The 26,750-nt window shown below is 71.5% G+C and carries 28 protein-coding genes, 1 tRNA gene and 1 riboswitch; of the genes, 12 read left to right on the top strand and 17 right to left on the bottom strand.

The genetic code is table 11. From position 1 onward, the window contains the following. Window positions 1-41 precede the first annotated feature (41 nt). From ACFUN8_RS10465 to ACFUN8_RS10430, 8 genes are all read right to left on the bottom strand, one after another. Window positions 42-695: a class I SAM-dependent methyltransferase gene (locus ACFUN8_RS10465; protein WP_383634284.1), complete on the bottom strand. Its 654-nt coding sequence runs from the start codon at window positions 693-695 to the stop codon at window positions 42-44. A 75-nt stretch (window positions 696-770) separates the two neighbouring features. Beyond that, on the bottom strand, window positions 771-1,274 hold the full coding sequence (locus ACFUN8_RS10460) for a hypothetical protein (RefSeq protein ID WP_383634282.1): 504 nt from the start codon (window positions 1,272-1,274) through the stop codon (window positions 771-773). A gap of 182 nt (window positions 1,275-1,456) precedes the next feature. Further along, complete coding sequence (locus tag ACFUN8_RS10455) at window positions 1,457-1,585, bottom strand: hypothetical protein (RefSeq protein WP_383634280.1); 129 nt, start codon at window positions 1,583-1,585, stop codon at window positions 1,457-1,459. 357 nt (window positions 1,586-1,942) lie between these two features. Then, on the bottom strand, window positions 1,943-3,160 hold the full coding sequence (locus tag ACFUN8_RS10450; protein WP_383634278.1) for a helix-turn-helix domain-containing protein: 1,218 nt from the start codon (window positions 3,158-3,160) through the stop codon (window positions 1,943-1,945). Between the two features lie 143 nt (window positions 3,161-3,303). Further along, the gene (locus ACFUN8_RS10445) at window positions 3,304-3,699 is read right to left on the bottom strand and encodes a hypothetical protein (RefSeq protein ID WP_383634276.1); all 396 of its coding nucleotides are present in this window, start codon (window positions 3,697-3,699) and stop codon (window positions 3,304-3,306) included. 115 nt (window positions 3,700-3,814) lie between these two features. Further along, complete coding sequence (locus tag ACFUN8_RS10440) at window positions 3,815-4,330, bottom strand: hypothetical protein (protein ID WP_383634274.1); 516 nt, start codon at window positions 4,328-4,330, stop codon at window positions 3,815-3,817. A 122-nt stretch (window positions 4,331-4,452) separates the two neighbouring features. Next, complete coding sequence (locus ACFUN8_RS10435; protein WP_383634272.1) at window positions 4,453-5,046, bottom strand: ABC transporter permease; 594 nt, start codon at window positions 5,044-5,046, stop codon at window positions 4,453-4,455. Window positions 5,047-5,098: 52 nt separating this feature from the next. Then, entirely contained in the window at window positions 5,099-6,166 is a 1,068-nt protein-coding gene (locus tag ACFUN8_RS10430; RefSeq protein ID WP_383634270.1) for a medium chain dehydrogenase/reductase family protein, read from the bottom strand. 108 nt (window positions 6,167-6,274) lie between these two features. Here ACFUN8_RS10430 and ACFUN8_RS10425 point away from each other — a divergent pair, with 108 nt between their 5' ends. After that, complete coding sequence (locus ACFUN8_RS10425; protein ID WP_383634268.1) at window positions 6,275-6,913, top strand: TetR/AcrR family transcriptional regulator; 639 nt, start codon at window positions 6,275-6,277, stop codon at window positions 6,911-6,913. Between the two features lie 145 nt (window positions 6,914-7,058). On the opposite strand, the gene ACFUN8_RS10420 is transcribed toward ACFUN8_RS10425, so the two are convergent. Together ACFUN8_RS10420 and ACFUN8_RS10415 are read right to left on the bottom strand one after the other, a co-directional pair. Next, window positions 7,059-7,694: an SRPBCC family protein gene (locus ACFUN8_RS10420; protein ID WP_383634266.1), complete on the bottom strand. Its 636-nt coding sequence runs from the start codon at window positions 7,692-7,694 to the stop codon at window positions 7,059-7,061. 738 nt (window positions 7,695-8,432) lie between these two features. Beyond that, complete coding sequence (locus ACFUN8_RS10415) at window positions 8,433-9,461, bottom strand: NADP-dependent oxidoreductase (protein WP_383634264.1); 1,029 nt, start codon at window positions 9,459-9,461, stop codon at window positions 8,433-8,435. A gap of 120 nt (window positions 9,462-9,581) precedes the next feature. On the opposite strand from ACFUN8_RS10415, the gene ACFUN8_RS10410 reads away from it, so the two are divergent. Then, window positions 9,582-10,550, top strand: a complete 969-nt coding sequence (locus tag ACFUN8_RS10410) for a LysR family transcriptional regulator (protein ID WP_383634352.1) — start codon at window positions 9,582-9,584, stop codon at window positions 10,548-10,550. A gap of 244 nt (window positions 10,551-10,794) precedes the next feature. Next, the gene (locus tag ACFUN8_RS10405) at window positions 10,795-12,363 is read left to right on the top strand and encodes a hypothetical protein (protein ID WP_383634262.1); all 1,569 of its coding nucleotides are present in this window, start codon (window positions 10,795-10,797) and stop codon (window positions 12,361-12,363) included. 145 nt (window positions 12,364-12,508) lie between these two features. On the opposite strand, the gene ACFUN8_RS10400 is transcribed toward ACFUN8_RS10405, so the two are convergent. Further along, complete coding sequence (locus ACFUN8_RS10400; protein WP_383634260.1) at window positions 12,509-13,351, bottom strand: oxidoreductase; 843 nt, start codon at window positions 13,349-13,351, stop codon at window positions 12,509-12,511. Between the two features lie 67 nt (window positions 13,352-13,418). Between ACFUN8_RS10400 and ACFUN8_RS10395 the strand changes: the two genes are divergently transcribed. Beyond that, window positions 13,419-14,156: a DNA-binding response regulator gene (locus ACFUN8_RS10395; RefSeq protein WP_383634258.1), complete on the top strand. Its 738-nt coding sequence runs from the start codon at window positions 13,419-13,421 to the stop codon at window positions 14,154-14,156. Between the two features lie 100 nt (window positions 14,157-14,256). On the opposite strand, the gene ACFUN8_RS10390 is transcribed toward ACFUN8_RS10395, so the two are convergent. Beyond that, a complete protein-coding gene (locus ACFUN8_RS10390) occupies window positions 14,257-16,266 on the bottom strand; it encodes a BTAD domain-containing putative transcriptional regulator (RefSeq protein WP_383634256.1) in 2,010 nt (669 codons plus the stop codon). Between the two features lie 112 nt (window positions 16,267-16,378). Between ACFUN8_RS10390 and ACFUN8_RS10385 the strand changes: the two genes are divergently transcribed. Then, the gene (locus ACFUN8_RS10385; RefSeq protein WP_383634254.1) at window positions 16,379-17,356 is read left to right on the top strand and encodes an alpha/beta fold hydrolase; all 978 of its coding nucleotides are present in this window, start codon (window positions 16,379-16,381) and stop codon (window positions 17,354-17,356) included. Window positions 17,357-17,449: 93 nt separating this feature from the next. Here ACFUN8_RS10385 and ACFUN8_RS10380 read toward each other — a convergent pair whose 3' ends face one another. Next, on the bottom strand, window positions 17,450-18,046 hold the full coding sequence (locus tag ACFUN8_RS10380) for a TetR/AcrR family transcriptional regulator (protein WP_383634252.1): 597 nt from the start codon (window positions 18,044-18,046) through the stop codon (window positions 17,450-17,452). Between the two features lie 80 nt (window positions 18,047-18,126). On the opposite strand from ACFUN8_RS10380, the gene ACFUN8_RS10375 reads away from it, so the two are divergent. Continuing rightward, complete coding sequence (locus ACFUN8_RS10375; protein ID WP_383634250.1) at window positions 18,127-18,564, top strand: VOC family protein; 438 nt, start codon at window positions 18,127-18,129, stop codon at window positions 18,562-18,564. A 114-nt stretch (window positions 18,565-18,678) separates the two neighbouring features. Here the strand turns inward: ACFUN8_RS10375 and ACFUN8_RS10370 are convergent, their stop codons facing one another. Then, window positions 18,679-18,885, bottom strand: coding sequence for an antitoxin (locus ACFUN8_RS10370; RefSeq protein WP_383634248.1), 207 nt, complete (start codon window positions 18,883-18,885; stop codon window positions 18,679-18,681). A 176-nt stretch (window positions 18,886-19,061) separates the two neighbouring features. Here ACFUN8_RS10370 and ACFUN8_RS10365 point away from each other — a divergent pair, with 176 nt between their 5' ends. After that, a complete protein-coding gene (locus ACFUN8_RS10365; protein WP_383634246.1) occupies window positions 19,062-19,274 on the top strand; it encodes a hypothetical protein in 213 nt (70 codons plus the stop codon). A gap of 69 nt (window positions 19,275-19,343) precedes the next feature. Here the strand turns inward: ACFUN8_RS10365 and ACFUN8_RS10360 are convergent, their stop codons facing one another. Next, window positions 19,344-19,997, bottom strand: coding sequence for an HAD family hydrolase (locus ACFUN8_RS10360; RefSeq protein WP_383634350.1), 654 nt, complete (start codon window positions 19,995-19,997; stop codon window positions 19,344-19,346). Between the two features lie 103 nt (window positions 19,998-20,100). On the opposite strand from ACFUN8_RS10360, the gene ACFUN8_RS10355 reads away from it, so the two are divergent. The 5 genes from ACFUN8_RS10355 (at window position 20,101) to ACFUN8_RS10335 (ending at window position 24,491) form a co-directional block, all read left to right on the top strand. Next, entirely contained in the window at window positions 20,101-20,280 is a 180-nt protein-coding gene (locus tag ACFUN8_RS10355; RefSeq protein ID WP_382571193.1) for a hypothetical protein, read from the top strand. A gap of 81 nt (window positions 20,281-20,361) precedes the next feature. Continuing rightward, window positions 20,362-20,435 (top strand) — tRNA-Met (locus ACFUN8_RS10350). 140 nt (window positions 20,436-20,575) lie between these two features. Next, window positions 20,576-21,322 carry a MerR family transcriptional regulator gene (locus ACFUN8_RS10345; RefSeq protein WP_383634244.1) on the top strand — a complete coding sequence of 249 codons (747 nt, stop codon included), beginning with the start codon at window positions 20,576-20,578 and terminating at the stop codon, window positions 21,320-21,322. Between the two features lie 542 nt (window positions 21,323-21,864). After that, window positions 21,865-22,956 (top strand): PP2C family protein-serine/threonine phosphatase, encoded by a 1,092-nt coding sequence (locus ACFUN8_RS10340; protein ID WP_383634348.1) that lies wholly within the window; start codon window positions 21,865-21,867, stop codon window positions 22,954-22,956. 304 nt (window positions 22,957-23,260) lie between these two features. After that, window positions 23,261-23,415: riboswitch (cyclic di-AMP (ydaO/yuaA leader) on the top strand. A gap of 11 nt (window positions 23,416-23,426) precedes the next feature. Next, window positions 23,427-24,491, top strand: coding sequence for a M23 family metallopeptidase (locus tag ACFUN8_RS10335; RefSeq protein WP_383634242.1), 1,065 nt, complete (start codon window positions 23,427-23,429; stop codon window positions 24,489-24,491). A 25-nt stretch (window positions 24,492-24,516) separates the two neighbouring features. Here ACFUN8_RS10335 and ACFUN8_RS10330 read toward each other — a convergent pair whose 3' ends face one another. Beyond that, entirely contained in the window at window positions 24,517-25,935 is a 1,419-nt protein-coding gene (locus ACFUN8_RS10330) for a PrsW family intramembrane metalloprotease (RefSeq protein WP_383634240.1), read from the bottom strand. 64 nt (window positions 25,936-25,999) lie between these two features. After that, window positions 26,000-26,743: a tRNA (guanosine(46)-N7)-methyltransferase TrmB gene (gene trmB, locus ACFUN8_RS10325; RefSeq protein WP_383634346.1), complete on the bottom strand. Its 744-nt coding sequence runs from the start codon at window positions 26,741-26,743 to the stop codon at window positions 26,000-26,002. Between the last annotated feature and the right edge of the window lie 7 nt (window positions 26,744-26,750).

The following is a 26,750-nucleotide window of genomic DNA, read 5'->3' as shown; positions in this document are numbered from 1 at the left end:
CGGCTGGGTCTTCAGTCGTTTCCGGGGCCGGCGGTGCGCGGTCAACGGCGGGCGCGCACGACGAGGGTCCCGATGTGGTCGGCCTTTGGTGCGTCGAGGACCTCGGCGTTCGCCTCATGGAACCCGGCCCGGGTGAGCAGCCGCTCCCAGACCTGGGGCTTGTAGCTGTACCGGTAGGTGAACATGGCCTTCCCCGCGAAGCCGCCCTTGTACATGCCCTGCGGGCCGTAAGCGCCGGGGATGGCCGGCGGCTGTGAGAACACGAATGTGCCGCCTGGGGTAAGCCGCTCGTGGACGAGCGGGAACAACTTGTCCGGGGCGCTGAACCACGCGGCGCCGAAGATCGAGTAGATCGCGTCGTAGGTGTCCGTCGTGTCCGTCAGGTGGTCGAGTACCTCGCCGTGCACGAACTGGGCGCCGGTCTCAGCCCACCGGTCGCGGGTCTTGGCGACCATGACCGGAGACAGGTCCACCCCCGTGGCCTTGATGCCGCGCTGCGCGAGATGGGCGAGCGCGCGCCCGGTGCCGCACCCGATTTCGAGGACAGTGCTCGGGTCGCCGAGCAACTCGGTGCCGGGGCCGTGGCCGGCGTACTGCGTCCAGTGGAAGACCGGCTCGGCGTCGGCCTTGAACGCGGACTCCGCGTAGGCGTCCCACAGTTCGGTTTCGGCGGCGATGTCGTGCAGTGCGGGCACAGGGGTTCCTTCGTGAGCGGACGGACAGCGGCCCCCGCCCGCCGGTGGCGGCGGACGGGAGCCAGGGTAGGGGCGTCAGTGGCTGTCGGGGACCTTGTCGTCGCAGGGCGAGCAGTTCGCCCCGTCGATGGCCCACAGTTCCTCGTCGATCGCCCAGCCCTCGGACCGCAGGAAGTCACCCGTGCGCAGGCACAGACCGTCGCTGCGGCGTTCGATGAAGGGCGCGTGGTGCTTGAACGCGCCGCCGTTGTAGAGGCGGCACATGCCCCACCAGACGGGCGTGTCGAGGATCAGCTGGTGTACGCCGATGTCGACGAGCTTGCCGACGCCGAGGTGCACGTTCGGGTTCTCGATCGATCCCATGACGTACATGACGGCGTTGCCGAGGATCCGCTCGGCCATGTCGCGGACCATGGTGCTGTCGCGCAGGAGCAGGGCAACCTCGCGGTCCCACAGGCTCATGCCGCTGTCGAAGATGTTCGTGGTCAGTTCCGTGATGTGCGGCGCGACCGCGTTGAGAACGGCCTGGGGGTCTCGGGTCGCCGTCAGGTTGACGGTCTTGATGGCTGCTGTGCTCACGTGCCCTCCTACGCGTTGGATGGTGCGCGGGATTTACCGCCCTGCCCCGGGTGCCGACTGCCTGGAAGGTGCCCGGGGCGGGGGTTTGGCCCCTCGTCTCGCTGGAGCTCCCCAGCGACAGCGGGACGAGGGAGTCAGTGGGGGCGGCCGTCGCCCTCGGCGTCGGCGGGCCCGAAGGTGAGTCACTGCGGGCGGACGGGATAGTCGCGCGTCAGGTCCTCGGCGCGGATCGGGTCGCCGCGCCGGAGCAGGATGACGCCGTGCTCGGGGCAGCGCTTGCCGCGCGAGTCCTCGACGGGGAGCTCGTACAACCCTGACGCACGCGATCATCAGCTTGCCGCCCGCGCTGCCGCAGCGTTCCGGGCGGCAATGGTGTACCCGGCGGTTGCCCACGCTGCGATGCCCGCGCTGCGATGTCGGCGTACGCGGCGTCCAAGTCGGCCTGGATGCTTTGCGCCTGAGCGTCGCGCGGCGGGTCGGCGGTCGGCGGTGGCACCCTTGGCGGGCGAATGTTGAGTCAACGTCGGCTCCCTGGGGGGTGGGAGCGGCGCCGGAAGCCTCTGGCCGAGTTGGTCGGCGCCGCGGTAGACCGACCACGTTAGGTATCCGCGCGATCACACCCCAGGGTCGAGCCGTACCACATTCCGCAGCCGGTAGGACGGCGCGCCCTACCCGGCGAGCCCGAGTCGGGCGGCCAGGCCCAGTACCTCGGTGTCCGCCCGGGAGGCGCGCCCCCGCAACTCTTCCACCAGGCGCCGCGAGGTGGAGTGATACCGCATCCACTCCGGAGCGTCGGCCTCGGCCAGCAGCAACGCCCGGCCGGCCGCACGGTCCTTGCCGAGGTCGTTGTAGGCGAGTGCCCGATCCACTTGGAATCGAGCACGCCAAGTCGGTGGCAGGGAAGCGAGGTTGGGGATGGTGCGCGCCGCGGCGATCGCCTCGTCGGCCTTCTCCATCTCCACCAGGAAGTTGACGTTGGCGATGCCCGTGTTCGTCGGCCCGAACGGGGTCGCGTAGACGAGACGATCCTCGCCCATGCTCTCGGCCGCGCCTTTCGCCAACCGCATGAGATCGGTCACCGTAGTCTGTTTCTCCTGCCGCACAGCGGCCGTTGCCGCGCGCAGCAGCAGGATTCCCCACAACGCGAGGTCCCGCGGTGCGGACCGGAAGCCGGGCTCGATCTTCTCGGCGCGCGCCAGGGCGACGCGCTCGGCGTCCGCAAGTCGGCCCTGTCTGGTGAACACCCAGGACAGGGTGGAGGCGGCCATCGTCTCAAGGCCCGGGTCGTCGCACTCGCGGATCGCACCCAACGAACGTTCCATTGCCGTGAACGCGGCGTCTTCCTTGCCGAGCCCGGTGAGCGTCGTCGCCGCCACCTGATACGCCACAGCGAGCACGGAGTTGGCCGCGGCCCTGTCGCTGCCCGTCGAAGCGTGCACGACAGCGCGCGCGTCGCGAATGAGTTGCGGAAGGAGGAGCCCGATCTCGCCCATGCGCCCCTCCTTGCGGATGCTCTCCGTCGAGCGGAGCGACTTGCGCAACTCCTCGATCGTGGGCGGGTCCTCGGGATCGATGTCGCCCCCGAAGAGCTCGGCGACCGGTGAGACCGCCTCCCTCAAGGCCAGGACCGACGGGAGGCCGTCCTCCGCGTCGTGAACCGCAAACGTCGTGGGCTGCCCGACGAGGTAGCTGGGTTCGGTGTCCAGGGCGCTCGCGAGGGCGTTGATGGTGGAGAGCCTGGCGGAGTTCCGACGGCCCTGTTCCAGTTTCCGGACCACGTCGACCGAGAGGCCGGCACGCTCTGCCAGCTGCTCTTGCGTCATCTTCCGTCGCAGCCGCAGTTCCGCGAGGCGGTCGCCCATGCCGGATTCGTGTGTCGTGTTCACAGCTACCCCCGCCGGAGAGTGGTCCGCCCACGCTACTGCCGGACGCACGAAGGCGCCCCGTGCTCCCGGAGGAGGGCGGAGCGATTCACCGGTCGCTGTGCTGCGGCCGTCCAGGCTCGGACCTGCCGATCCGCCCGCAGGGGCTAGCGCGGGCTGGGGCCTTGGTGGGGAGGCGGCTCGGAGAGGCCGGCTTCGTTCAGTGCGAGACGCAGCACCTCGGGCATCGGCACGTCGACCGCGTCCGGGGTGAGTATGGGCGCGGGCGCGCGGCCGGACCACGCCTCGGTCACGTCGGCCCCGTCGACCGTCGCGGCCCTGATCGGGTTGTGCATGGTCCCGATGTTCACGACGGTGATGTCCTGCTCGATCACGGGGACGAGGTACTTGCGGACGAGGGCGGCCCACGGGAAGTCGAACGCGTTGTGGTCGATGCCCCGCGTCTCGCACCAGGCGAGCCACAGCTCGGGGTCGTCGCCGTCGTTGAACCCCCACTTGGACAGCAGGCTGGAGCTGAACAGGGTGATGGTCGGTTCGGTCACGCTCGGCATCGTCTCACCGCCTCCGTGATGCTGTGGGTGCGCGAAGGCCGCAGTTGAGGGCGGCCAGGGCGGTGGTGACGGTGCTCGGCGCGCCGCGAGGAGGTCTCGATGAGACTCATTCCTGCCCAGGAGGGGCGCCGGCGTCTGGGCGGCGGCGTGTGAAGGGGCTTGGGCCCGGCGTCACCAGACCGCCCACCTTCACAAGGATCGGGGTGATCATCATGGGTTTCACGCCCATCTCCGGCCGGCCGCTTTCATCCCATTGCAGAGATAGCTCGGGCAGTCTCGCAGCGCCGGACCGCGCCTCGTTCCACCCGTAGAGAGCTGCCGCGTTCATCGCTTCTTCGACGGCCTCGCGCCGGATCTCCGTGATGTCCTGTTCCGCGTCTCGCCGGCTGCCGGCTTCAGCGAGCGCTTCGTCGGGCGCCGCAGCGAACGTAGCGGCGCCGGCCGCCTCCCCGAGTTCGACCTCTTGGCCGGCGATGTTCAGGCGGATGCTGCGGCTTCCGATCAGTGCCCTGATGGCGTTGCCGAGATCTGGGCTGCGACGAAGCCTCCAACTTGCCAGGCCGACGAGTAGCAGAACGGTAATGGGCCACTTCAGGGAAGCGATAAATTCCAGGACGCTCAAGTCGGCTCCCAGGTAAGGGCGTTGATGCCGCCCATTGTGGCGTGGAGCATCCGTTCGGTCAGGCGGTCCGCGCAGATCGGGCCCCGACGCGCGGGGGGCGCCTTTCAGCCGTCCCGGGAGGATCACCGCGTGGCGAGGCGGCGGTGTTCGAGGAGGGTGGCTGTCGCGTAGCCGCCGCCGCCCGCGAGGGTGAGGACCCAGTAGAGGCCGGGGGTGCCGAGGGAGAGCGCGGCCGTGGAGATCAGGGCGAGCCAGGTGCCGAGGCTGTAGTGCAGGACGTTGCGGCGTACGGCGCCCTCGGCGATGTAGATCAGGCCGACCATGAGGCCGGAGCCGGCGGGCCAGAGCAGGTCGGCCAGGTCGGGCGAGCCGGTGGCGGACGTGAGGCCGGTGATGGTCAGGAACAGGGCGGCGAAGGCCACGATCCAGGAGAGGCCGAGGAGCCGGCCGCTGAGTATCTCCGGGCCGGTGGCGTCGCGTTGGGCTCGGAGGGCGGCGAGGGTGGCCAGGACGGTGCCGGTCGCGAGGCCGGTTCCGAGCAGTGCCATGGGGAGCCAACTGGGCATGTCCAGTACGGGGGTTGCGCCCCCGGAGAGCGCGGCGCTGCCGTGGCCGAAGACGTACGCGAGTCCGAAACTGACGTAGACCGCGGTGTTGTTGATCCGGTCGTCGGTGCGAGGGGCGGTGGGGGTGGGGGTGGGCAGGGTGATGGTCATGAGGGGCGTCTCCGGGGCAGGGGCGGGCTGTTCGTGGAGTTCGGCCGGGTGTTCACGCGTCGTGGGGGTCGGGGACGATGATCACTTTGCCGAGTACGGTGCGGGATTCGGCGAGCGTGAGGGCGGTCGCGGCGTCGGAGAGGGGGATGCGGGCGGCGATCTGGGGGACCAGGTGGCCGGCGGCGACCAGGTTCAGGACCTGGGTGAGGTCTTCGTTGAGCCGGGCCTGCCACTTGGTGCAGCGCTTGCCGGCCCAGTAGTTGTAGAAGTGCGCGCTGCGGCCGTTGGGCAGGGCGTTCCAGGTGGCGAGGCGGGCGAAGGACGTGAGCACGGGCAGGCGTGAGTTGCCGGTGTCGTCCTTGGTGGCGGCCGTGCCGTAGGAGACGAGGGTGCCGCCCTTGCGCAGGAGTTGCCAGGACTGTTCGAGCGCCGGGCCGCCGACGTGGTCGAAGACGGCGTCGACGCCGTTGGGGGCGAGGTCGGTGATCTGCCGGTACATGTGGGGGTCGTGGTAGTCGACCGGGGTGGTGCCGAGGGCGCGCACGGTGGTGTGGTGGCGGGGGGAGGCCGTGCCGATCACGGTGATGCCGGCGTGCCGGGCGAGCTGGACGAGGGTGGAGCCGACGCCGCCGTTGGCGCCCAGGACCACGATGGTGCCGCCCGGGCGGACCTTGGCGATCCGGTGGAGCATCTGCCAGGCGGTGATCCCGTTGACCAGGACGGTCTCCGCGGCGGCCGGGTCCACGCCGTCGGGCACCGGCATCAGCTCCGCGGCGTCGACCAGCAGCCGGCTGGCCCACGCGCCCGTCTTGGTGACCGCCGCGAACCGCCGCCCCACCAGCCCCGCGTCCACACCGGGCCCCGTCGCGGTCACGGTGCCCACCACGTCGTACCCGAGGACGAACGGGAACGGCGGCTGGTCGTAGTACTTGCCCCGCCGCATCTGCTGCTCGGCGAACGCGACCCCCGTCGCCTCCATCCGCAGCACCACCTGGCCCGCGGCCGGCTCCGGCAGCTCACGCGTCCGGATCTCAAGACCCTCCGGCTCGACCTTCCCGGGCACGACGATCTCGGTGACGCTGCTCGTAACGGTGCCGCTCGTAACAGTGCTGGTGTTCATGGTGGGTTCCTCTTCGCTCGACCTTGCTAACGATCGTAAGGCTACGACTGTTAGTCGATCGGGCGCAAGAGAAGAGCGCCTATAAGTTTCGCGCTGTAAGGTAACGCCATGGCAGAAGACACATCGGCGACACACACCCGCGTCCGCAACCGCCGCGGGGAGGGCGCTCGGCTGCGCGAAGAGATCGTGGCCGCGGCGGTCGGGCTGCTTGAGGAGACCGGCGACGAGGGCGCCATCACGCTGCGCTCCGTCGCGCGCCGTGTCGGGATCGCCGCCCCTTCGATCTACCGCCACTTCCCGGACCAGCCCGCCATCATGCTGGCCGTGGTGCGCGACGCCTTCACGGATCTGGATGAATGGCTGCGCACCGCCGTGGACGCCGCGGGCGACGAACCCCGCGCGCGGCTGATGGCCTTGTGCCACGCCTATCTGGAGTTCGCCCTCGCCCATCCCGGGCGCTACCGCATCATGTTCGGGGGGCTCTGGAACCCTGATCTGAACGCCAGTTCAGTGACCGAGGAGGACGTGGCCACGCTCGGCGACGCGAGCATGCGGCGTCTCGCCGAGGGCCTTGAGGGCTGTGTCACCGCCGGCGTCGCGACCAGCACCGACCTGCCCGCCGACGCGGTCGCGCTGTGGCTCGGACTGCACGGTCTCGCTCACCAGCGCGCGGTTTCGCCCTCGTTCCGCTGGCCGCCGGACATCGCCGAACGTGTCATCACCGCGCTCGCGCACTTCACGGACTGACTGGGGCGGCTGATCGAGACGGACTGATCGAGCGCGGGCGTACGTCACCGGGGCGGCGGCCACGCGGCACCGCCCGCCACGCGCCCGGGTCGGAGGACCTGGGGGTGGCGGGCGGCGGCGGTGCGCTGCGGTCGGGAGTTCCGCGTCAGTTGCAGTCGTCGTACGTCTCGGCGGTGTCCTTCAGGCGCTGCATCCAGTCCTTGAGGCCCGCGTCGAGGCTGCCTTGGCTGCCCGGGATGTCGGCCTCGACGGGGGCGCCCGCCCAGGACTCCTCGGTGGTGGCGAGTACGCCGCCCCTGACCGGCCGGAAGGTGAACAGGTGGACACCGTCGATGCCGTTCACGGGCCCGCCCCACGCGGTGCAGCGCCGGGACTCGACCGTCTTGACCGTGGACGTGACCTGCATGTTCTGCGGTGACCACGCGAAGACCGAACCCGGCCGCAGCGGGCCCGGCGTCTTCTTCTCGGCCGGGGTGATCTCCGGTATCCAGGAGGACCAGTTGTCGATGTCCGTGTGCAGTCGCCAGACGGTCTTCAGCGGCGCCTTGATGAGGACGCTGGATGTGCTGATCACGGGGGCGTCCTTGTCGACGGTCACGCCCCGGCATTCCTGGTAGCCGCGACCGCTCGCCTGCGCCGCGTCCGCCGCCTGCACCGGGCCCGCCGCTGCCGCCGGACCCGCCGCGTTCGCCACTGCCGTCGGCTGGACGGCCAGGGCCGCCGTCGCGCCGATGACGGCGATGCCGATGGCCTTCCAGTGCTTACGTCGTGTGGTGATCAACGTCTTCCTTCTCTCACGTGTCATGCGCCGACGGGGCGTCGCAGCCCCGGCATCCGCCGAGATTCGCGGCATGTGCTTACGGCTGCAAGGTTACGGCTGTAAACGTAGCGTGGCAAGTGACATGTCGCGCCTGAACCGGCCTCCGTGATCCGCGACTTGAGCCCTCCCGCCCCTCAGGGAGCCCGCAGCGGTTCCGCCGGCGAGACCACCCAAGCCACCGTCGCGTGCCGGGCCCGCCCCCGCGCCGGGATCCACGGCGGCACCGAGTCGACGTGCGCTCCGATGCGCCGCTCAGATGGTGGACGGCTCCGCATCGCACGAGGGCCGGCCCGTCGCTAGGTCGGGTCGGCCCTCAGCCGTGCGCGTGAGCATCAGGGGATCGGATGCTTACGCGCACGATGCCTGGTTGAACGATTCTGCAGCGAGGCGGTTACGCGGAATCCGGGCGATCTTCCGGGATGCCGAGGCCCTCGCCGCGGTGGTGGCCGGCCTCGTCGCGCCGTTCCGGGGCGAGGGCGTCACGGCGGTCTGCGGGTCGAGGAGTGCGGGGCGACCTGGGTGGGGTGCGGCGTCGTGGTCGATCAGCTCGCCGGGGAGCCGGGGGACGCCCCCGGAGCCGTACGCGGGTCCAGAACCGTACGCGGACTTGGGACCGTACGCGCGCTGCTCGCCGCGCGAGACCTTCCGGCGTACGAGTCCTGAGGCCGGCCGCCGCCCAGGAGGCCGGATCGGCCTCCCTCAGACCCGGCTCACGATCATCTTGCCGGTGTTTCCGCCGCGCAGCATGGACAGGGACGCGTCCACGATCCGGTCGAAGCCCTCCACGACCGTCTCGTCCAGGGCGAGTTGTCCGTCGATCAGACGCGGTACGGCGAACTCGTACAACTCCTCCTGTACGTCACGGTAGTTGCGCACCAGGAAGCCCTCCATCCGCAGGCTCTTCTCCACCACGTCGGCGTGGTCGAACCGCACCGGTGGCGCGTCCGGGGTGTTGTACTGGCCGACCGTGCCGACCCGTACCACCCGGCCGCGTTCGCGGAGCGCGCCGATCGCCGCGCCCAGGTGCTCGCCCCCGACGTTGTCGACGTACACGTCGATGCCGGTCGGCGCGGCCTTCGTCAGGAGGTCGGCGACGGGGCCGGCGTGATAGTCGAACGCCTCGTCGTAGCCGACCCGTTCCTTCAGATACGCCACCTTCGCCGGGGTGCCCGCGCTGCCGACGAGCCGTCCGGCGCCCATCAGCCGGGCGAGCCGCCCGGTGGCCGTACCGACGCCGCCGGCCGCCGCCGAGACGAACAGGTCCTCCCCTTCGCGGAGTTGGGCGATCCGGGTGAGTCCGACGTACGCCGTGAGGCCGGTGCCGCCGAGGATGCTCAGATGGGCGCAGAGGGGGACACCGTCGTGATGCGGGAGGCGCCTCGTCTCGTCGGGGCGTACGACGGAGTGGGTGCGCCAGCCGTGCCGGTGGAGGACGATCTCGCCCTCCGGGAGCGCCGGGTCGCGGGAGTCGATCACCCGGCCGAGGGTGCGGCCCTCCAGCGGGGAGTTCAGCTCGAAGTCGCCGTCCATCATCTCGCGGTGGTACGGGTCGACGGACCAGTGGAGGTTCTCCACCAGGGCTGTGCCGGGGGCGGGTTGGGGGATGGGCGACTCGACGAAGCGGAAGTGGCCGGGAGTGGGGAAGCCGGTCGGGCGGGCGATCTGGTGCACGGTGAGCGCGGTGGCGGCGGTGGAGGCGGCGCTGGTGAGGGCGGTGGATGCGGTCATGGGACGTGACCGTAGGGAGGAATGCGACGGCCGGGCAGAGGGTTGCGCTCATGGAACGACCTCATCCATGAAGCGTCCTCATACCCGCAGGCAGGAGCCCCCTTGACCGCGCCCTTGACCGTGCCCGTCACCACGCCCCCGCCGACGTCCACCCCCGCCGCCGCGGACCTCTCGCCGCAGGAGCTGCGCACCCTCGTGGCCGTCGCCGTCGAGGGCGGCTTCTCCGCCGCGGCCGGCACGCTCGGCATGACGCAGTCCGCCGTCTCCCACGCGGTGCGCGGCATCGAACGCAAGGTGGGCGCCGTGCTCTTCGAGCGTGGCCGGTACGGGGCGCGCCCCACGGCGGCGGGCACCCGGGCCGTCGCGCACGCCCGGCGGGTACTCCGGATGCTGGACACGCTCGCCGCGGAGGCGCGTGGAGCCGGAGCGGGCGCAGACGGCGGCGACACCGTCGCGGGGCCGTTGCGCATCGCCGCCTTCCGCAGCGCCGCCCTGCATCTGCTGCCGCGCGCGCTGGAAGGGCTCGCCGCGCGGCATCCCGGGATCGAACCGACGGTACGGGTGGTCAGAGAGGTCGGCCCCGGCACGGCGGGTGAAGTGGCCGAGGGGCGCGCGGACGTGGGGATCGCGACGATCGGCACCGGTTCGCCGGTGCCGCCCGGCCTGATCGGAGACGTACTCCTGGAGGAGCCGTACGCCCTGGTGCACCCGGCCGGCCATCCGGACCCGCGCTCGCTGCCGCTGGTCGACTGGACCGAGAACTGCTCGTCGTACACCCGGACTTGGTGGGCGGAGCAGGACTGGATCCCGTACGCGACCGTCCAGGCGGAGGACGACGGGGCGGTGCTTTCGATCGTGGGCAGCGGACTCGGCATGGCGATCATGCCCGCGCTCTCACTGACACGCGCGCCGCTCACCACCGAGACCACCGACCTCGGCCCCGGGCGGCCCACCCGCTCCGTCGGTTACGTCACGACGCCCGAGCTGGCGACGACGATCGCCGTCCGCGCACTGATCAGAGAGCTCCGGGCACTGCGTCCGCTGGACGGTGGGTGGCCCTTGAACGGACCGTGGTCAACCGGCAGATGAACACCTGCCGGTTCGGCCGGGACCGGGCCCCCGCGTAGGTCCGTGGGCCCTGCGGATGGGCCCTGACCTGTACTTACGCTGCTGCCGCTCGGGGGCACGACGGCGTAGGGCGGGAGTACGGATGCGCGACAGGCGGCAGCGTTACAGAGGGTGGAACGACAGGTGGCGCGGCGGAAGATGGCGTGATCGAGGCCGGGGCGACCGGGGGCAGAGCGGCGCCGAGTACGCCGCGGTGTTCGGGATCGTGGCCGCGATCATCGCCGCGATCGTCGGTCTGAGCCTGCCCGAGGAGGAGGCGACCGGGCTCAAGAGCGCGGTGTGCCGGGTGCTGCACCCGCTGAGCGAGGACGAAGCGTGTGCCACCGGCGACTTCGCGGACGGCGGCGACGGGGGAGAGGGCGGCGGAGGCGGTGGCGAGGGCGGGGACCCCTTCGTACCCAACGGCGACCCGTTCGAGCCCACGAGGTGTCTGCTGTCCCAGGACCAGACCAAGACCACCGTCGTCGTCCAGATCTTCTTCATCAAGATCAGCAGCTCGGAGACGGTCAAGCTGCAGCAGTGGTCCGACGGCACCGTCACCCTGGAGCGGATCACCGAAGTGGGCGGCGGGGTCACGGCCAGCATCTCCGCGGGCATCCGTGGCCTTGAGGACTGGGGCGGCAGCGCCAAGCTGAGCGGTACGTATCTGGCGGGCAGCGGCAGCGGCGGGCAGTGGCTGTTCTCCGGGAACAAGACCGGCGACCCGCAGAAGGACCTGGAGCTGAACCTGGAGGACGCCAAGCAGTTCACCGAGTATCTGAAGGCCCAGGACGAGTGCAACTCCCGCCCCGCCGGCCCCCGTTCCTCTGAACTGGGCATGATCTGCGGCTATCACGCCAACAAGAAGAAGCCCGACCTGCCGCCGGAGAAGGCACCCGACGTCGACATCACGAAGACGTCCGTCGAGGCTTCCGGCAACGTGAACTTCGGCGGAAAGTTCAAGGGCAACGGAAAGGGCGGCAAGGACTCCGGCGACGGCCCCAAGGACCTCGGGAAGATATCCGGCGAGCTGGCCAACGGCACGATGACCGAGGACGTCGTCGTCATGCGCGCGCACACCGGACCCAACGCCGGGAAGATCACCTTCGTCTACACCTTCACCGTCAAGGGCGCGGGCGGCGCGGGCGGGATCGCCACCGGCGAGCGGATGCAGCAGCTGGCGGTCACCTACGACGCGGCCACGTACGACCAGGAGGAAGCGGACGGCAAGGCGCACCGACCGGAGAAGCTGGTGATCACCACCAGCGAAGAGGCCGGAGGGGGCGGCGGCGTCAAGGTCGAGGCGGGCGCCAACGCGGGCCCCGTGACGATCGACGTCGGCGGCGGTGGCGGATCCACCGAGTCGCAGATCCATACCGAGACGGCCGAACTCATCCTCGACAACGACGCCGACAGCGTCCTCGTCGAGGACTGGCTGCGCGGGAACGGCGACCAGCCCGCGAAGAACCCGCTGCCCTCCCCCACCGACGCGGCCAAGGTGCCGGGCCCGGACGCGAGCCCGCTCGAACGGCTGCTGCACGAGAAGGGAAGGCTCAGCAGGCTCGACTACAAGGCCAACACCGACTGGTGGAACGCCTCGCTGGGCATCGGCTTCGGCATCTCCGCCGGGCAGTTCACCCTCGGGTTCAAACTCTTCGGGATCGACATCACCCATGAGGAGAAGAACCAGACGATCACGGGCGACCCGACGTACGCGACGGGGCCCAAGAACGGCGGCGCGCGGCCCTGGGTCGAATGGAAGAACTGCAGCAAGGTCAAGCCGATCCCGACGTGAGGCGGGCAGCCGGGCAGCCGGGCAGCGGGGCAGCCGGGCAGCGGGGCAGGCGGTCGGCAGTCGGCCGGTCGCCGTGTGCCGGCCGCGGAGGAGGTTCTCCGTGGCCGGGCCGGCCTCGTCAGCCCTGTCAGCTCTGTGAGGCCCGTCAGCCTCGCAGCTCGGACAGGTCCTCGTCGCTGAGTACGAGGTCGTCCGCCGCGAGGTTCTCCTCCAGATGGTCGAGAGAGCCGGTGCCCGGAATCGCCAGGACCGACGGCGACCTCGCGAGCAGGGCGGCGAGCGCGACCTGCGACGTGGTCGCGTTCAGACGGGTCGCGACCTTGCCGAGCCGTTCGGTGTCGAGCGGGGTGCCGCCACCGCCGAGCGGGAAGTACGGCACGTACGCGATACCCGCCGCCTCGCACTCCGCGAGCAGCCCGTGGTCATCGGCGTACTGGTTCTGCACCGCCGTGACGGGCGCGACGGCACGGGCCTCCGCGAACTGGGCGGCATCGACGTTGCTGACGCCCAGGTGCCGGATCAGCCCCTCCGCGCGCAGCCCGGCCAGTACCTCGAACCGTTCCGCGATCGACTCCCCACCCGGCCCGGTCATCCCGCCCACCCGCAGATAGACCAGGTCGAGCCGGTCGAGCCCGAGGGCCCGCAGATCCGCCTCGACGAGGCCGCGCAGCTGGTCGGGCGTCGCCTGCCCGCTCGGCACACCGTTCGGTCCTGGCAGTGGGCCGACCTTCGTCGCGATCACCAGTCCGGCGGGGTAGGGGGCCAGCGCCGTACGGATCTGCTCGTTGGCCTGTACGCCTTCCCTGCCGTAGAAGCCGGCCGTGTCGATGTGGTTCACACCCAGCTCCACGGCCCGCCGGAGCACCGCGATGCCGGTCTCGTGAGCACGCGTCGGGCCGTCGAAGGTGCCCGTGGCCAGGCGCATGGCGCCGAAGCCGAGCCGGTTGATGGTCAGGTCTCCGCCGAGGGAGAAAGTCTTGATCGTCATGAGACCCATGCTGCGCGCGGCCGGGACGCCCGGCGAGCCGGTGGCAGCTTGGTGCCAGACTGAAGGAATGCGGAACGAACAAGTGTTTTCAGTGCAAGGAGACGCGGAGCTGGTCGCGCGGGCCGGGCATCTCTTCGAATCCGCACAGACCGAGTTCATCTGCGCCGCCCGGGATCTCAGGACCTGGTCACAGCCGGAGGCCAGGGCGGCGATCGGGGCCCGGATGGCCGCATCGGGTGCTTCTGGTGCTTCTGGTGCTGCGGGTGTCTCGGACGCACCCGACGCCTCGCACGCACCAGGCGCCCCGGGCTTCATCACGCGCAAGCTGCTCAGCCCGGTCGCGCTCGCGGACGAGGAGGCCCGTGCGCACCTGCGGCAGGTGCGGCGCGCCGGGGCGCTCGTACGGATCAGCGGCTCGCGGCTGCCGCACGAGACCATCCTCATCGACCGACGGGTGATGATCCTGGCCGGCCGGGAGACCCCCACCGGCCGCGAGTACACCGTGACGACGTCGCAGACCCTGGTCGACGGCGTCCACTCGATGTTCCGGGCGATCTGGGACGCCGCCGTGGATTTCGACACCTATCTGCGCGGCGACGTCCCGCACCTCGACGCCGAAGCCCGCGTGATCCTCGCGGCGCTGGCCTCGGGCCGCACGGACGAATCGGCGGCCAAACGGCTCGGTGTCTCACTGCGTACGTATCGGCGGCGGGTGGCCGGCCTGATGGCGAAGCTGGAGGCGGACTCCCGCTTCCAGGCGGGGCTGCGTGCGGGGGAGCTGGGGCTGACGCCGCGGCGGGCGTGAGGTTGTTGGCCGGGGGCCGGCCGGACCCTCGTTCGCGACGACCGGACGACCCCAGGACCGGAACGCCGCAGGATCGGAAGACCGGAAGGCTCGCCCGGGCTCACCCCCGTAGCGTCTTACCGATCGCCGCGAGGTAGCCGGCCACCGGGCCCAGTGTGAGCAAACCACTGCCCGCGCCCGCGAGTTCGGCGGCTGCCGGGAGCAGGCGGGCCTGGACGCGGGTGAGTGCGGCGTGGTCGGCGAGTGCCAGTGCCGCCGTCGCCTCCAGGCAGCAGCACGCCTCGTACAGCAGGTCGTGGGGCGGCTCCGGCAGGGCGTGCAGAGCGCGTAGGGCGGCGGGGTGGTCGCCTGCGGCCAGAGCGCTGAGCGGGGTGATCCAGGGGCGGTACGGTCCCCAGTCCGCCCGCGGGTCGACCGCCTCGCGCGGCGGGACACCGGGGCCGTCGGCGGAGTGCGGGGAGGTGAAGTGCAGCGAGAGCAGGGCGAGTTGGCGGAGCCCGTGGGTCAGGCCCGGCATACCGGCGTCCGGCAGACCGTCGGCGGCCCGCTCGTACGCCGACCTCGCCCCGGCCGGATCTCCCGACGCGGCCAGGCGCAGCGCGCCGTACCACTGGGTGAAGACGCCCACCAGCGGGAGTTCGTGGAGCGCCGCCAGCCGATCCGCGGCGGCGGCATGCGTGTCGGCCGCCGCGAAGTCGCCCAGGGCGCCGTAGGCCTGAAGGCGGATCAGATGGCCGAGCACCTCGAAGGTCACCAGGCCGTGCCGGGCGCCCAACTCGACCAGTTCCGCGCCGATTTCGGATCGGCGCGGTGCGAGGCCGGCGCGGGTGAAGGACTGCATGAACGTCCCGTTCAGCGCAAACGCCAGCAGCGCCGGGTCGTCGAGGCGGCGCGCCAACGCCTCAGCCAGACCCGCCGCCCGGGGGCCGCGCGAGGAGTGCGAGCCGCGCGTCTCCACCGCGACGGTGGCGAGCAGCCGGCAGCGCACCGCGTCGTACGTACCGCGCCCGTCGGGCGGCGGCAGCGCGGCGAGGGTGCGCTCGGCGGCGGCGACGATCTGCCGCGCCAGCTCCGGATCGTCGCCGCGCGTCCAGATCGCGGGAACGTCGAAGGCGCCGATCACCCGGCCGGTCAGCTCCGGGTCGCCGAACTCCTCGGCGGCGGTGATCGCCGCCAGGCGGTGCTCGCGCGCGGCCGTCAGCCCGCCACCGCCGGTCACCGCGAGGTCGCGGAGCAGGCCGACCGTCGTCTCCAGACGGGCGCGGGCGCCTGCCGCGACCGTGCGGTCGTACGCGGCGGCGGCCCGCGTCCACAGTTGTGCCGCCGCCTCGGAGGGGCCCGCGGTGCCGTCGATCGCCGGGTCCTGCGCCAGCATGTCCGCCTCCAGCCGCCGCAGCCCCGGCCCCGGATCCAGCCCGAGCTGTTCCACCAGCGTCGACCGGGCCCGGCGCAGGACCGCGAGCGCGTCCCCCTGACGGCCCGTCCGGTACAGCGCCAGCGCCAGCAGCCGCCACGCGTCCTCGCGCCACGGATGGTCGGCCAGGTGCGCGTCCAGGTCGGGGACCGCCTCGGCGGCCAGTCCGAGGGCCAACTGCGCCTCGGCCCGGCGCTCGACCGACCGGAGCCGTAGTTCGGCCAGTCGGGCGCGTTCTCCCCGTACCCACTCCTCCCGCGCGAAGTCGGCGTACGCGGGCCCCCGCCACAGCTCCAGCGCCTCGTCGAGCCGCCGCAGCGCCCGCGCGGGCGGCAGCCGCGCCGCCTCGCCGACGGCCGTCTCGAAACGCCAGGCGTCGACGGCGTCCGGCCCGACGCGCAGCGCGTATCCGGGGCCGTCGGTGACCAGCAGCCGGGCAGGGGTACGGGGCGGACGGTCCGGTTCCAGGGCGCGGCGGAGCGCGGCGACGAAGGTCTGTACGGCGCCGACCGCGCCGGACGGCGGCGGATCCTCCGCCCACAGGTCGGCGACCAGCCGGCCGACGGGGACGACCCGGCGGCGGGCGACGATCAGGCGCGCCAGTACGGCACGGTGGCGCGGGCCCTTGAGGGCGATCGGGCCGTCGGGGCCCTCGGCGGTCACGGGGCCGAGCACACCGAACAGGACCTGTGCCATCCGCCCTCTTCCGTCGCTCATCGAGCGTGCTGACCGACTGCTGATTCGAGCCCCGCACGCTGGAAGCCACGCAGCTCGAAGCTACGCACGCCACCCTACGAAAGAGCGCACCATGCACCCCACCATCCCCGGCTTCACCTACCGGCGCGTCCCCGTCGCCGACGATGTCACCCCCAACCGCACCCCCAACGACACCCCCGGCGTCACCCTCAACGTCGCCGTCGGAGGCTCGGGCAGCCCGGTCGTGCTCCTGCACGGCTTCCCGCAGACCCACCTCATGTGGCGGCACGTCGCCGTCGAACTCGCCGCCCACCACACCGTCATCTGCCCCGACCTGCGCGGTTACGGCGCCAGCGACAAGCCCGCCGAGCTTGCCGAGACCGCCTCGGTAGACGGTGCAGACGGTGCAGACGGTGCGGATGGAGTCGGCGGAGCCGACGCGGTCACGTACGCCAAGCGCACCATGGCCGCCGACATCGTGGCGCTCGCCCGTGCCCTGGGGCACGACCGGTTCGCGCTGGTCGGTCACGACCGGGGTGCCCTCGTGGCGATCCGCGCGGCCCTCGACCACCCCGACGTGATCACCCACCTCGCGTCGCTCGACGTCCTGCCCACGCTGGACACCTGGGACGTCATGCACGGCACCGGCGCGGCCGTCGGCTTCCACCTCTATCTGATGGCCCAGCCGCCCGGTCTGCCCGAGCGGATGATCAGCGCGAGCGCCGACGCCTTCTTCGGCCACTTCCTCGACATCTGGACGCGTGATCCGCGGGCGATTCCGCCCGAGGTCCGGGCCGAGTATCTGGCGGCCTCCCGCGCGGCCGTCCCGTCGATCGTCGCCGACTACCGCGCCTCCGCCGGGATCGACGTCGCCCACGACCGGGCCGACCGCGACGCCGGGAACCGGCTGCGGATGCCGGTCTCCGTCCTCCAGCAGGACTGGGGTACGGCGCTGGGCTTCGACGCCGCCGCGCGCTGGCGCGCTTGGGCGCCCGACCTGCGGCACACGACCGTCTCGTGCGGCCACTTCATGGCTGAGGAGGCGCCGGGGGAGGTCGTCGAGGCGGTACGGGACCTGCTGACCCGCTGACCCGCTGACCCGCTGACGGCGCGGCGGGCGGGAGGCGCGTACATCCGGCACCCACATCGGGCGCCCACATCGGGCGCCCCACCCGTCCCCTCGTCACCCCACCCGCAGCGCCCCCAGCAACCGCCCCAGCGCGGCCCTCGTGTCGGTCAGGTCCGCCGGGTCCGTCGAGGTCGCCAGCCACAGCGCCGCCTCGTTCATCGCGCCCGACAGCAGGTGCGCGAGCGGCGCCACGGGCTGTGCGGCGATGACGCCCTCGGCCACGAGCGTGGCCAGCGCCTCCGTCAGATGGCGGGCCGACGACGCCTCGTCCATCGCCCGCCACTCGGTCCAGCCCAGTACGGCGGGCCCGTCCACGAGCATGATCCGCTGGATGTCCGGCGCGGTCGTCGCGGTGATGAACTCCTGGCAGCCCTCGACCAGTTGGTCCCAGGAGTCGTCCCGCGCGCCGGCCGCCTCCGCGACGCGGGCGCCGACCTCCTCCTGGACGCTCTCCAGTACGGCACGGAAGAGGGCGGCCTTGCTGTCGAAGTGGTGGTAGAGCGCACCCTTGGTCACACCGGCGGCGGCGACGATCTCCGCGAGGCTCACCGCGCCGTAACCGACCTCCGCGAAGAGCTTCCGGCCCTCCCGCAGCAGAGCCTGCCTGGTCTGCTCCCGCTGCCGGGCCCGGGTCCCCTGCTCCTGCGGCATCGCGTCCCTCTCCAATTTGACGTACTCAAGGTATGTGAATAGCGTTGTTCGCGTACCAAAGGTATGCGAAAGGATCCATCATGCGGCTGACCAGCTTCTATCCCGTGATCGCCACCACGCGACTCCAGGAATCACGCGACTTCTACATTCGGCTGCTGGGTTTCGAGACGACGTTCGAGGCCGACTGGTACGTGAGCCTGCGGCGGCCGGGGCCCGTCCCGTACGAGCTCGCGCTCCTCGATCCCACCCACCCGACGGTGCCCGCGGGGTACGGCAAGCCGGTTCAGGGGCTGCTCCTCAACTTCGAGGTGGCGGACGTGGACGCGGAGTGGGAGCGGCTCGTCCACGGCGAGGGGCTGACCCCCGTACTCGAGCTGCGCAGTGAGGACTTCGGACAGCGGCACTTCATTGTGGCCGACCCCAGCGGGGTGCTGATCGACTTCATCACGCCGATCGAGCCGATCGGGGAGTTCGTGCAGCAGTACGTCGGGGCGGGCGCGGGCGTGGGCGCCCTGTAGGCCCTCGGAGGCGTACGGCGCGCGAAGGCTCCGACCGGACGCGCGAAGGCTCCGACCAGAACACAGGGTCCGGTCGGAGCCTTCGTGAGCGTCGGGTCAGGATCAGGGTCGGGGTCAGTTCTGCGGCGGGCGGTCGTCGCCCGGCGTGGGCCGGTCCTGGGAGCCCAGTTGTTCGTTGAGCTTCTGCTGGGCCGTGTCGACCTGGCTCTTGTACTTGTCGCCGGTCTTCTTGTCGACGGCGTCACCGGCCTTGTCGACGCCTTTTCGCGCGGTGTCCTCGTGGCCCTTGACCAGACCCTTGAGCTTGTCGAGCATCGACATGACTCGTCCTCCCTTGTGGGGTTCACTCCCAGCATCGGGGCGTGTGTCGTATCCCGCATCCGGGCGGTGACAAAGCGCATGGAACGACCGGTAAGCGGCCCATTTCGCGGCGGTCTCCGGGCAAAGTCCGGACCCCGAGGCTGCGCTCCAGCCCCGGGAGTCGCACTCTTGACCGTATGAGTGACGCACCGATCGTCGTACACCGGCCGTCCGGGACGGGCGGCCGGCGGGTCACTGTCCGCGGCCGGATCATGGGACTCGCGCACAACGACGACCATCTGATCGAATTCCTCCGGCTCGCCGGGCTGCCCGACGCGTGGGAACTGCTCGACGACCCCTCCTGGGTCGAGTGGCAGGGCGGGCTGCCGCACGAGTACGGCTCCGAGTGACCGCCCGCCGGTCTCCCCGGCCCCGGCCCCGGCCCCCGGCACGGCACCGGCCCTCGCACCGGCACCGGCTCAGGTCAGCTGCCGCTGCTCCGCCACGATCGGCGTCAGCTGCGTGAGCGTGTCGATCCGCCAGTCCGCCGCCGCGACGACGTCCGGGTCGTCCGCCGACAGATAACCCCAGTGACCGCGCCGCAGATGCGCCGCGCGCAGGCCGGCCCGCTGGGCGGGGAACAGATCGTTCATGGGGTGGTCGCCGACGTACAGAATCCGTTCCGGCGCGGTGTCGGCCGCCTCCACGACGCGGGCGAAGAACTCCGCCGACGGCTTGGCGACCCCCCACTCGCCGGACGTGACGACCAGATCGGCCGGCAGATCGAGGCCCCGCAGCAGCTCACCGGCCTTGACGGTCTGGTTGCCGGCGATGATGACGCGTACGCCGAGCTGGTGCAGACCGGCCAGGGCGGGCCGTACGTCGGGGTAGAGGTCGGACTCGTCCAGGTGCTCGCCCCGGCCCGCGGCCTCTCTGGCCCGGTACGCCTCGCCGACATCTATGCCCGGCTTGATGAGACGGAGGGCGTCGGCGTTGTCCCTGCTCTGGGTGGTGACGGCGCCGACCAGCGCGGAGATGGTGTGGCGGGGGATGCCGAGCCAATCGGCCCAGGACGCCCAGTAGCGGTCGTCCCGGACGAGAGTCTCGCCGACGTCGAACACGATGGTTTCGATCACCGGGGTAAGCGTAGGTGCTGAGGGGCTCCGGATGGGGGCGGTACGAGGTCGTGGGGCACACGCTCTGCCGATTGTCAGTGGCTGGCCGTAGCCTTACTCCATGTCAGCTTCCTCTGATGCCAGCGTTCCCGTCCGTCCCGCCGCCGTCGTCAACGCGGAGATCCGTGCCCTGTGGGCGCGCGCGGGCCGGGCGCTGTCCACCGCCGAGCAGGAGGAGTATCAGCGGCTGCTGGTCGAGTGGGCCGCGTCGGTCCGGGCCGATGTGGTGGAGGCCGCTTAGGCCGATCGGGGCCTCGGGAGGTGTCCGGGCCGGTAAATGGAGATGATCTTGGTCCGGATGGCGTAATGTTGCATTCAACGGCGCGGGGTGGAGCAGCTCGGTAGCTCGCTGGGCTCATAACCCAGAGGTCGCAGGTTCAAATCCTGTCCCCGCTACTGGAAAAAGACGAAGGCCCGGATCCATTGGATCCGGGCCTTCGTCGTGCCCGCGTGTCCGGGGCGTTCTCCTGGGGCGTGCCGTCGCGCGCCGCATCGCGCTTGACCTTTACGCAACGTCAAGATTTAGCGTTTCGGTCATGGAGTGGTCGATCCAGGACATCGCGAAGAAGGCCGGCACGACGAGCCGCACGCTCAGGCACTACGGCGAGCTGGGACTGCTGACCCCGAGCCGGGTCGGCGGCAACGGTTACCGCTACTACGACCAGGACGCCCTCGTCCGGTTGCAGCGAATCCTGCTGCTGCGTGAACTCGGTCTCGGCCTGCCCGCGATCGGCGGGATCCTCGACGGCCAACAGGACACGGCCGCCGCCCTGCGCACCCATCTCGCGCTGCTCGAACAGGAGCGCGCGCGGGTGGGACGTCTGATCGCGTCGGTGCGGACCACTCTCCACAAGACCGAGAGGGGAGAACAGCTCATGGCCGAGGAAATTCTCGACGGCTTCGATCACACCCGTTACGAGGGGGAGGTGACGGAGCGATGGGGCCGGGAGGCGTACGAGCAGGGGGACCGCTGGTGGCGGTCGCTGAGCGAGAGCGAGCGCCGGGAGTTCATGGACCGGCACGAGAACATCGCCCGCGACTGGGGGCGGGCCAAGAAGGACGGTCTCGCCGCCGACAGCGATCAGGCACAGGCCATCGCCGCCCGGCACTGCGAGTGGCTGTCGAGCACCACGAGCCCTTCCAGGTCGTACGTCATCGGCGTCACCGCGATGTACGTCGACGACGCGCGCTTCGGCCGTAACTACGACAAGTACGCGGAGGGCGCGGCCGTCCTCGTACGGGACGCGATGAAGGTGTACGCCGAGCGCCATCTCACCGACTGACGGGTTCGCTGCGCCTCGATTTCCAGGCGCCCGACCGCCCCGCTCCCGCCCCGCTCCCGCCCCGCCACAGGTCACCGCACTGGCCCACCGATAGCCCAGTCGGTCGACGGCGGGTAGCCGCCCGGCGCGTGAGGGGCCAGCCTAGGGAGGGCGCGGTACCGTCCGCAGCCGTCGACGGACCGGGCAGGAGACCACTGGTGGGGCAGAGAGACAGCGGAGACGACGGGACGGCGGGCGGCGGCGGGGACGACGGCCGCCGTCCCGCCGAGAGTGCTGTCCGCCGCCCCGGCCTGGCCGGCAGGCTCCGCGGTCTCGGCAACAGCGCCCGGCGCGGGATCCGCCGGGGCTTCGAGCGCGCCGACGCCGGCTTCCGCCGGGCGGACTCCCGCCCGGCCGCCCCGGTCCCGCCGGCCTTCGACCCGGACGATCCCACCTGGGACGGCCGGTCCTCCGCCGACAAGCACCCCGCGGGCTTCGGTCCCGACGACCCCCGTCCGGCCGGGCGAGGACGCGGCCGGCACGCCGCCCGGCCGGCGCATCCGATCGTGGAGATCCTGCCCGGCCTGATCATCGTGGCGGGGATCGTCCTGGACCAGACGACCCCGACGGCCATCACCGCTTCCCCGCTCTACGCGGCGGCGCCGCTGGTCGCCGCCCCGTTCTTCTCGTTCCTGCGCACCCTCGTCATCGGCATCCTGGCCACCGCCGCCGTCGTCGGGCTGCACTTCCTCAACGACACGGTGGACGCGGTCGAGACGGTCACCGAGTCGCTGACCGTCTTCACGGTCTCCGTGCTGGCGCTGGCCATCAACGGAGTCGTACGCCGCAGCGGCGAACGCCTGGCCTCGGCGCGCGTCATCGCCGAGGCCGCCCAGCGGGCCGTCCTGCCGACGCCCGCCGCCCGGATCGGCGGGCTCCATATCGCCGCGCGCTACGAGGCGGCGGAGGAGGGGGCGTTCATCGGCGGTGACCTGTTCGCCGTCCAGGACACGGAGTACGGGGTACGGCTGGTGGTCGGCGACGTACGCGGCAAGGGCATGGGCGCCGTCGAGACCGTGGCCGTCGTCATCGGCGCCTTCCGCGAGGCCGCCGAGCAGGAGCGGTCGCTCGAAGGGGTCGCGCAACGGCTGGAGCGGGCGCTGGCCCGCGAAGGCACCCGGCGGGACGGGATCGACCTGTTCGAGGGTTTCACCACCGCCGTACTCGCCGAGATCCCGCACGTCGAGGGCATGGTGCGCGTGGTCAACCGCGGGCACCCGGAGCCGCTGCTGCTCGCCCCCGACGGCGGGCTGACCGTGCTGTCCCCCGCCGATCCGGCGCTGCCGCTCGGGATGGGCGAGCTGGGGACCTGGCCGGACCGCGCGGACGAGGTCCCGTACGAGTCCGGGGCGACACTGCTCCTCTACACGGACGGGCTCACCGAGGCGCGCAACGCGGCGGGCGTCTTCTACAACCCGCGCGAACGGCTCGCGGGACGGATCTTCCCCGGCCCCGACGAACTGCTCGACGCGATCGTCGGGGACGTACGGCTGCACACCGGCGGCGGCAGTACGGACGACATGGCGCTGCTGGCCGTCAGCCGGCCCACCCCGCGACAGCCGGAGCGGCGCCGGACGATGCCGGTCGTGCCGTGACTCGATCGCGTCGCGACCCGTCCTGGCCGGACGGGACACGGCGTGCCGTGCGGCGCCATCTCGCCCGCCACGCTGCGTAGTTGAAGTGCACCACTCCGCATAACATTTGACGCACCGTCAGTTCGAGTGTGTGATCGCACACGATCCGAAGGGCGATCAACTCGCCCGATTCCACCCGCTTGTGTCCCGGTTGGTCCAGGCCGCGTCCGCTAACGATCACCCGGAACAGCTTGGAATAAGCCCCGGTCGTCTATTAACGTTCGATAACGCAGCGCGGTTGTCCCAGCCGTCGAAGAGACGGCACCGTGCGCACGCGCCGAATTCCGCAAGGAAACCGGGGAACCACCAATTGGGGTGAATCGGGCGTCTCTTGCTGCCTCGTGCGGCGAAAAACGCTCGTAGGAGACCTTCCTGCTCCGAACCCGTCAGCTAACCCGGTAGGCGAGAAGGAAGGAAAGGAGAGCGCCCCAGTGGCGTCCAACAGGCCTGCCCCCGAAGCCTCAGCCCCGGTCCATTTCGGTCCCGGGAGCCGGTTCGCCGGTACCGATCGCACCGACGACGAGGCGAACAAGGGCTGGGAGGAGTGGAATCCCACCGCGGACTCCATCCGTCCCGTACGCGGCAAACACCGTGTCGCCAAGCAGCGCAACGCTCTCGCCCGCAGCTCCACGGTCCTCGGAGTAGGCGTCATCGCCGCGGTCGGCGCGGGAGGCATAGCCTCCGCGCAGGACAAGCCAGCGGTCTCGATATCACTTCCCGACGCGCTCTCGGACAGTTTCCCCGACGCCAAGTCTCTTCCCGGTGTCGGGTCTTTCATGTCCGACGGCGACGACAAGAACGACGAGACGCCCTCTCCGCTCACCACGGCCGGCCTCACCGCGGCCGACGCCCAGCAGGGCACCACCGACTCCGGCGAGGCGCTGCGCGCCCGCATCCTGCAGCAGGCGGAGCAGCAGCAGGCCGAGGCCGACGCCGTCCAGAAGGCGAGCGCCGAGACGGCCGCCGCCGAGAAGGCCGCGGCCGAGGCGAAGAAGCAGCAGACCGACGCCGAGGAGAAGGCCGCCGAGGAGAAGCGCAAGGCGAAGGAGGCGGCCGAGCGCAAGGCCGAGAAGGAGCGCCTGGAGAAGCTGGCCGCCAGTTTCTCGCTCCCCACCTCGTCGTACACGCTCACCTCGACGTACGGCCAGAGCGGCTCCATGTGGTCCTCCGGCCAGCACACCGGCCTGGACTTCGCCGCCCCCACGGGCACGCCCGCCAAGGCCGTCCACAGCGCGACCGTCAAGTCGGCCGGCTGGTCGGGGTCGTACGGCTACCGCGTGGTGCTGGAGCTGGACGACGGCACGGAGATCTGGTACGCCCACCTGTCCTCGATGACCGTCGCCGCCGGCCAGAAGGTCACCACCGGCGAGACCGTCGGACGCGTGGGGGCCACCGGCAACGTCACCGGCCCGCACCTGCACCTCGAGGTGCACACCGCGGGCGGCAGCGGGATCGACCCGCTGAGCTGGCTCCGCAGCAAGGGACTCACTCCTTGATACGGGCCGAGCCTCAGGGCAGGTCCTAGCTCCGATACGGGTTGTAGCCGCCGTAGTCGATGTACGGCGGCGGAGTCCACACCCGCCCCGTCGCCCGCGCCGCGTACGCCAGCGCGGGCGACGCCATGTCCCGGCGCTGCCACATGTGGTGCAGCAGCTCCTGCTCGCGCTCGGCGAAGTCCGGGTCCGCCGCGCCGCGGCCCGCCCGGTGGCGCAGGAACGCGAGGGCGGTCGCGAACGCCTGGTACTCGCGGACCGTGCGGGCCGCCGCCGACCCGTACGTACGGCCCGCGACATCGCGCGCCGCCGAGCGCGCCCGCATCGAGGACAGCGCGAGCGGTTCGGTCTCGCCGAGCCAGCCGGCCGCCGCGTACGCGGGCAACTCGGCCGAGACCGTGCGCAGTTCGCGCTGCCGGCTCCAGATCGCCAGCCAGGTGAGCAGGGCGAAGGCGGGGACCATGAAGGCCGCGTACACCGCGTAGAAGCCGTACGGGCCGAACAGCGACGAGGAGCCGTTCCACAGCGCGTGCGTGCCCATGGCGAGCGTGAGGCCGAGCACCGGCAGCAGCCAACGGCGCACGCGCCGGCGGCGGGAGGTCAGGGCCGCGAGGCCGAAGCCGATGCCCGTGAGGACCGTGAAGAGCGGATGGGCGAACGGCGACATCACCACCCGTACGAAGAAGGTCGCCGCGGTCACGGAGGCGAGGCCCGAGTTGCCGATCTGCTGGTCCTCGCCGAAGGCGTTGCCGAGATAGAGGATGTTCTCGGTGAAGGCGAAGCCGGTCGCGGTGAAGCCGGCGACGACGACCCCGTCGACGAGACCGGTGAACGACTTCCGCCGGAAGAGGAAGATCAGCAGGATCGCGGCGGCCTTCGCGCTCTCCTCGACGATCGGCGCCACCACCGTGGCCCCCAGGGACTCCGCGCCGGTGGGGTCGGCGGTGGCGGTGGCTATCCACTGGGTCGCGAAGGAGTTCGCCGTGATCGCCACGAGGGCGGCCGCACACGCGCCCCAGGCGAAGGCGAAGATCAGATTCCGCCAGGGCCCCGGCTCGACCCGGTCCAGCCAGCGGAAGGCCGCCATCAGCAGCGGCACGGGCAGGGTCGCCAGACCGAGACCGACGAGAAACCCCTGCGTACCGGTCTGTTCCCGGACGAGCGACAGGATCAGCAGGCCGCAGATGGCGAGCAGGATGATCACCGCGCCCGCGCGCACCGCCGGATGCCGCCAGAACGAGCGGTGCGGCCGGTAGCGCCGGCGGGCCCGCTCCGGCACGGCGGCCCACATGTCACCGAGCCGCTGTTGCCGCTCGAACGCGGGGATCGCCGGGTGTGGGTACGGGGCCGGGTCCGGGTCCGGATACGGCGGCGAGGGCGGGAACGGAGGGATGTGCGGCGGGGCGTGCGGAGCGGCGTGCGGCGGTGGTCGGGACGGTTCGGACACCTCCTGACCCTAACGAGCGCCACCGACATCCCGCGACGGTGCCCGTCGGGTCCCGGCCGACGTCCTACTCGGCCGGAACGCCCTCCGGAACGACGCGGCGGAAGACCAGGTCGCGTACGGCATGCCCCTTGTCGAGGCCCTGGCCCTCGAACCGCGTGAGCGGCCGGAAACCGGGCCGCGGCGCGTAACCATCGTCCGGGGCGGTGTTCTCGAAGGCGGGGTGCGCGGTCAGTACGTCCAGCATCTGCTCGGCGTACGGCTCCCAGTCGGTCGCGCAGTGCAGTACGGCACCGGGCCTCAGCCGGAGCGCGGCCAGGTCGAGGAACTCGGGCTGGATCAGCCGCCGCTTGTGGTGGCGCGTCTTGGGCCACGGGTCCGGGAAGTAGACCCGTATCCCGGCCAGCGAAGCGGGCGCCAGCATCTCCCGCAGCAGGATGATCGCGTCGCCGTTGGCCACCCGGATGTTGGACAGCCCGTTCCGCTCGGCGAGACGCAGCAGGTTCCCCTGCCCCGGTGTGTGGACGTCGGCGGCGAGGATCCCGGTGCCCGGGTCGTCGGCGGCCATCCGCGCGGTCGCCTCGCCCATGCCGAAGCCGATCTCCAGGACGACCGGCAGCCCGCCGAGGAGCGCGTCGAGGTCGAGCACCCGCTGTCCGTCGATGTCCAGGCCCCAGGACGGCCACAGCCGGCGCAGCACCTCGGCCTGGCCGGTCGTCACCCGGCTGCGGCGCGGCTGGAAGCTGCGGATACGGCGCTCGAAGTGCGATCCGGCGGGGTCGGCGGCCGGCCCCGAGCCCTCGGGGAACATCCGGGAC

This window comes from Streptomyces sp. NPDC057307 (assembly GCF_042667665.1).
Classification (GTDB): domain Bacteria; phylum Actinomycetota; class Actinomycetes; order Streptomycetales; family Streptomycetaceae; genus Streptomyces.
Note: the sequence above shows the minus strand (reverse complement) of the source record. Positions and strands in the feature narration are given on the sequence as shown.

Bases quoted from the DNA above. Each gene is read 5' to 3' on its own strand.
- trmB (WP_383634346.1), bottom strand. From the start codon at position 26,743: ATGTTCCCCGAGGGCTCGGGGCCGGCCGCCGACCCCGCCGGATCGCAC.
- ACFUN8_RS10395 (WP_383634258.1), top strand. From the start codon at position 13,419: ATGCGGAACGAACAAGTGTTTTCAGTGCAAGGAGACGCGGAGCTGGTC.
- ACFUN8_RS10345 (WP_383634244.1), top strand. From the start codon at position 20,576: ATGGAGTGGTCGATCCAGGACATCGCGAAGAAGGCCGGCACGACGAGC.
- ACFUN8_RS10355 (WP_382571193.1), top strand. From the start codon at position 20,101: ATGTCAGCTTCCTCTGATGCCAGCGTTCCCGTCCGTCCCGCCGCCGTC.
- ACFUN8_RS10370 (WP_383634248.1), bottom strand. From the start codon at position 18,885: ATGTCGATGCTCGACAAGCTCAAGGGTCTGGTCAAGGGCCACGAGGAC.
- ACFUN8_RS10400 (WP_383634260.1), bottom strand. From the start codon at position 13,351: ATGACGATCAAGACTTTCTCCCTCGGCGGAGACCTGACCATCAACCGG.
- ACFUN8_RS10385 (WP_383634254.1), top strand. From the start codon at position 16,379: ATGCACCCCACCATCCCCGGCTTCACCTACCGGCGCGTCCCCGTCGCC.
- ACFUN8_RS10425 (WP_383634268.1), top strand. From the start codon at position 6,275: ATGGCAGAAGACACATCGGCGACACACACCCGCGTCCGCAACCGCCGC.
- ACFUN8_RS10435 (WP_383634272.1), bottom strand. From the start codon at position 5,046: ATGACCATCACCCTGCCCACCCCCACCCCCACCGCCCCTCGCACCGAC.
- ACFUN8_RS10415 (WP_383634264.1), bottom strand. From the start codon at position 9,461: ATGACCGCATCCACCGCCCTCACCAGCGCCGCCTCCACCGCCGCCACC.
- ACFUN8_RS10430 (WP_383634270.1), bottom strand. From the start codon at position 6,166: ATGAACACCAGCACTGTTACGAGCGGCACCGTTACGAGCAGCGTCACC.
- ACFUN8_RS10390 (WP_383634256.1), bottom strand. From the start codon at position 16,266: ATGGCACAGGTCCTGTTCGGTGTGCTCGGCCCCGTGACCGCCGAGGGC.
- ACFUN8_RS10365 (WP_383634246.1), top strand. From the start codon at position 19,062: ATGAGTGACGCACCGATCGTCGTACACCGGCCGTCCGGGACGGGCGGC.
- ACFUN8_RS10380 (WP_383634252.1), bottom strand. From the start codon at position 18,046: ATGCCGCAGGAGCAGGGGACCCGGGCCCGGCAGCGGGAGCAGACCAGG.
- ACFUN8_RS10375 (WP_383634250.1), top strand. From the start codon at position 18,127: ATGCGGCTGACCAGCTTCTATCCCGTGATCGCCACCACGCGACTCCAG.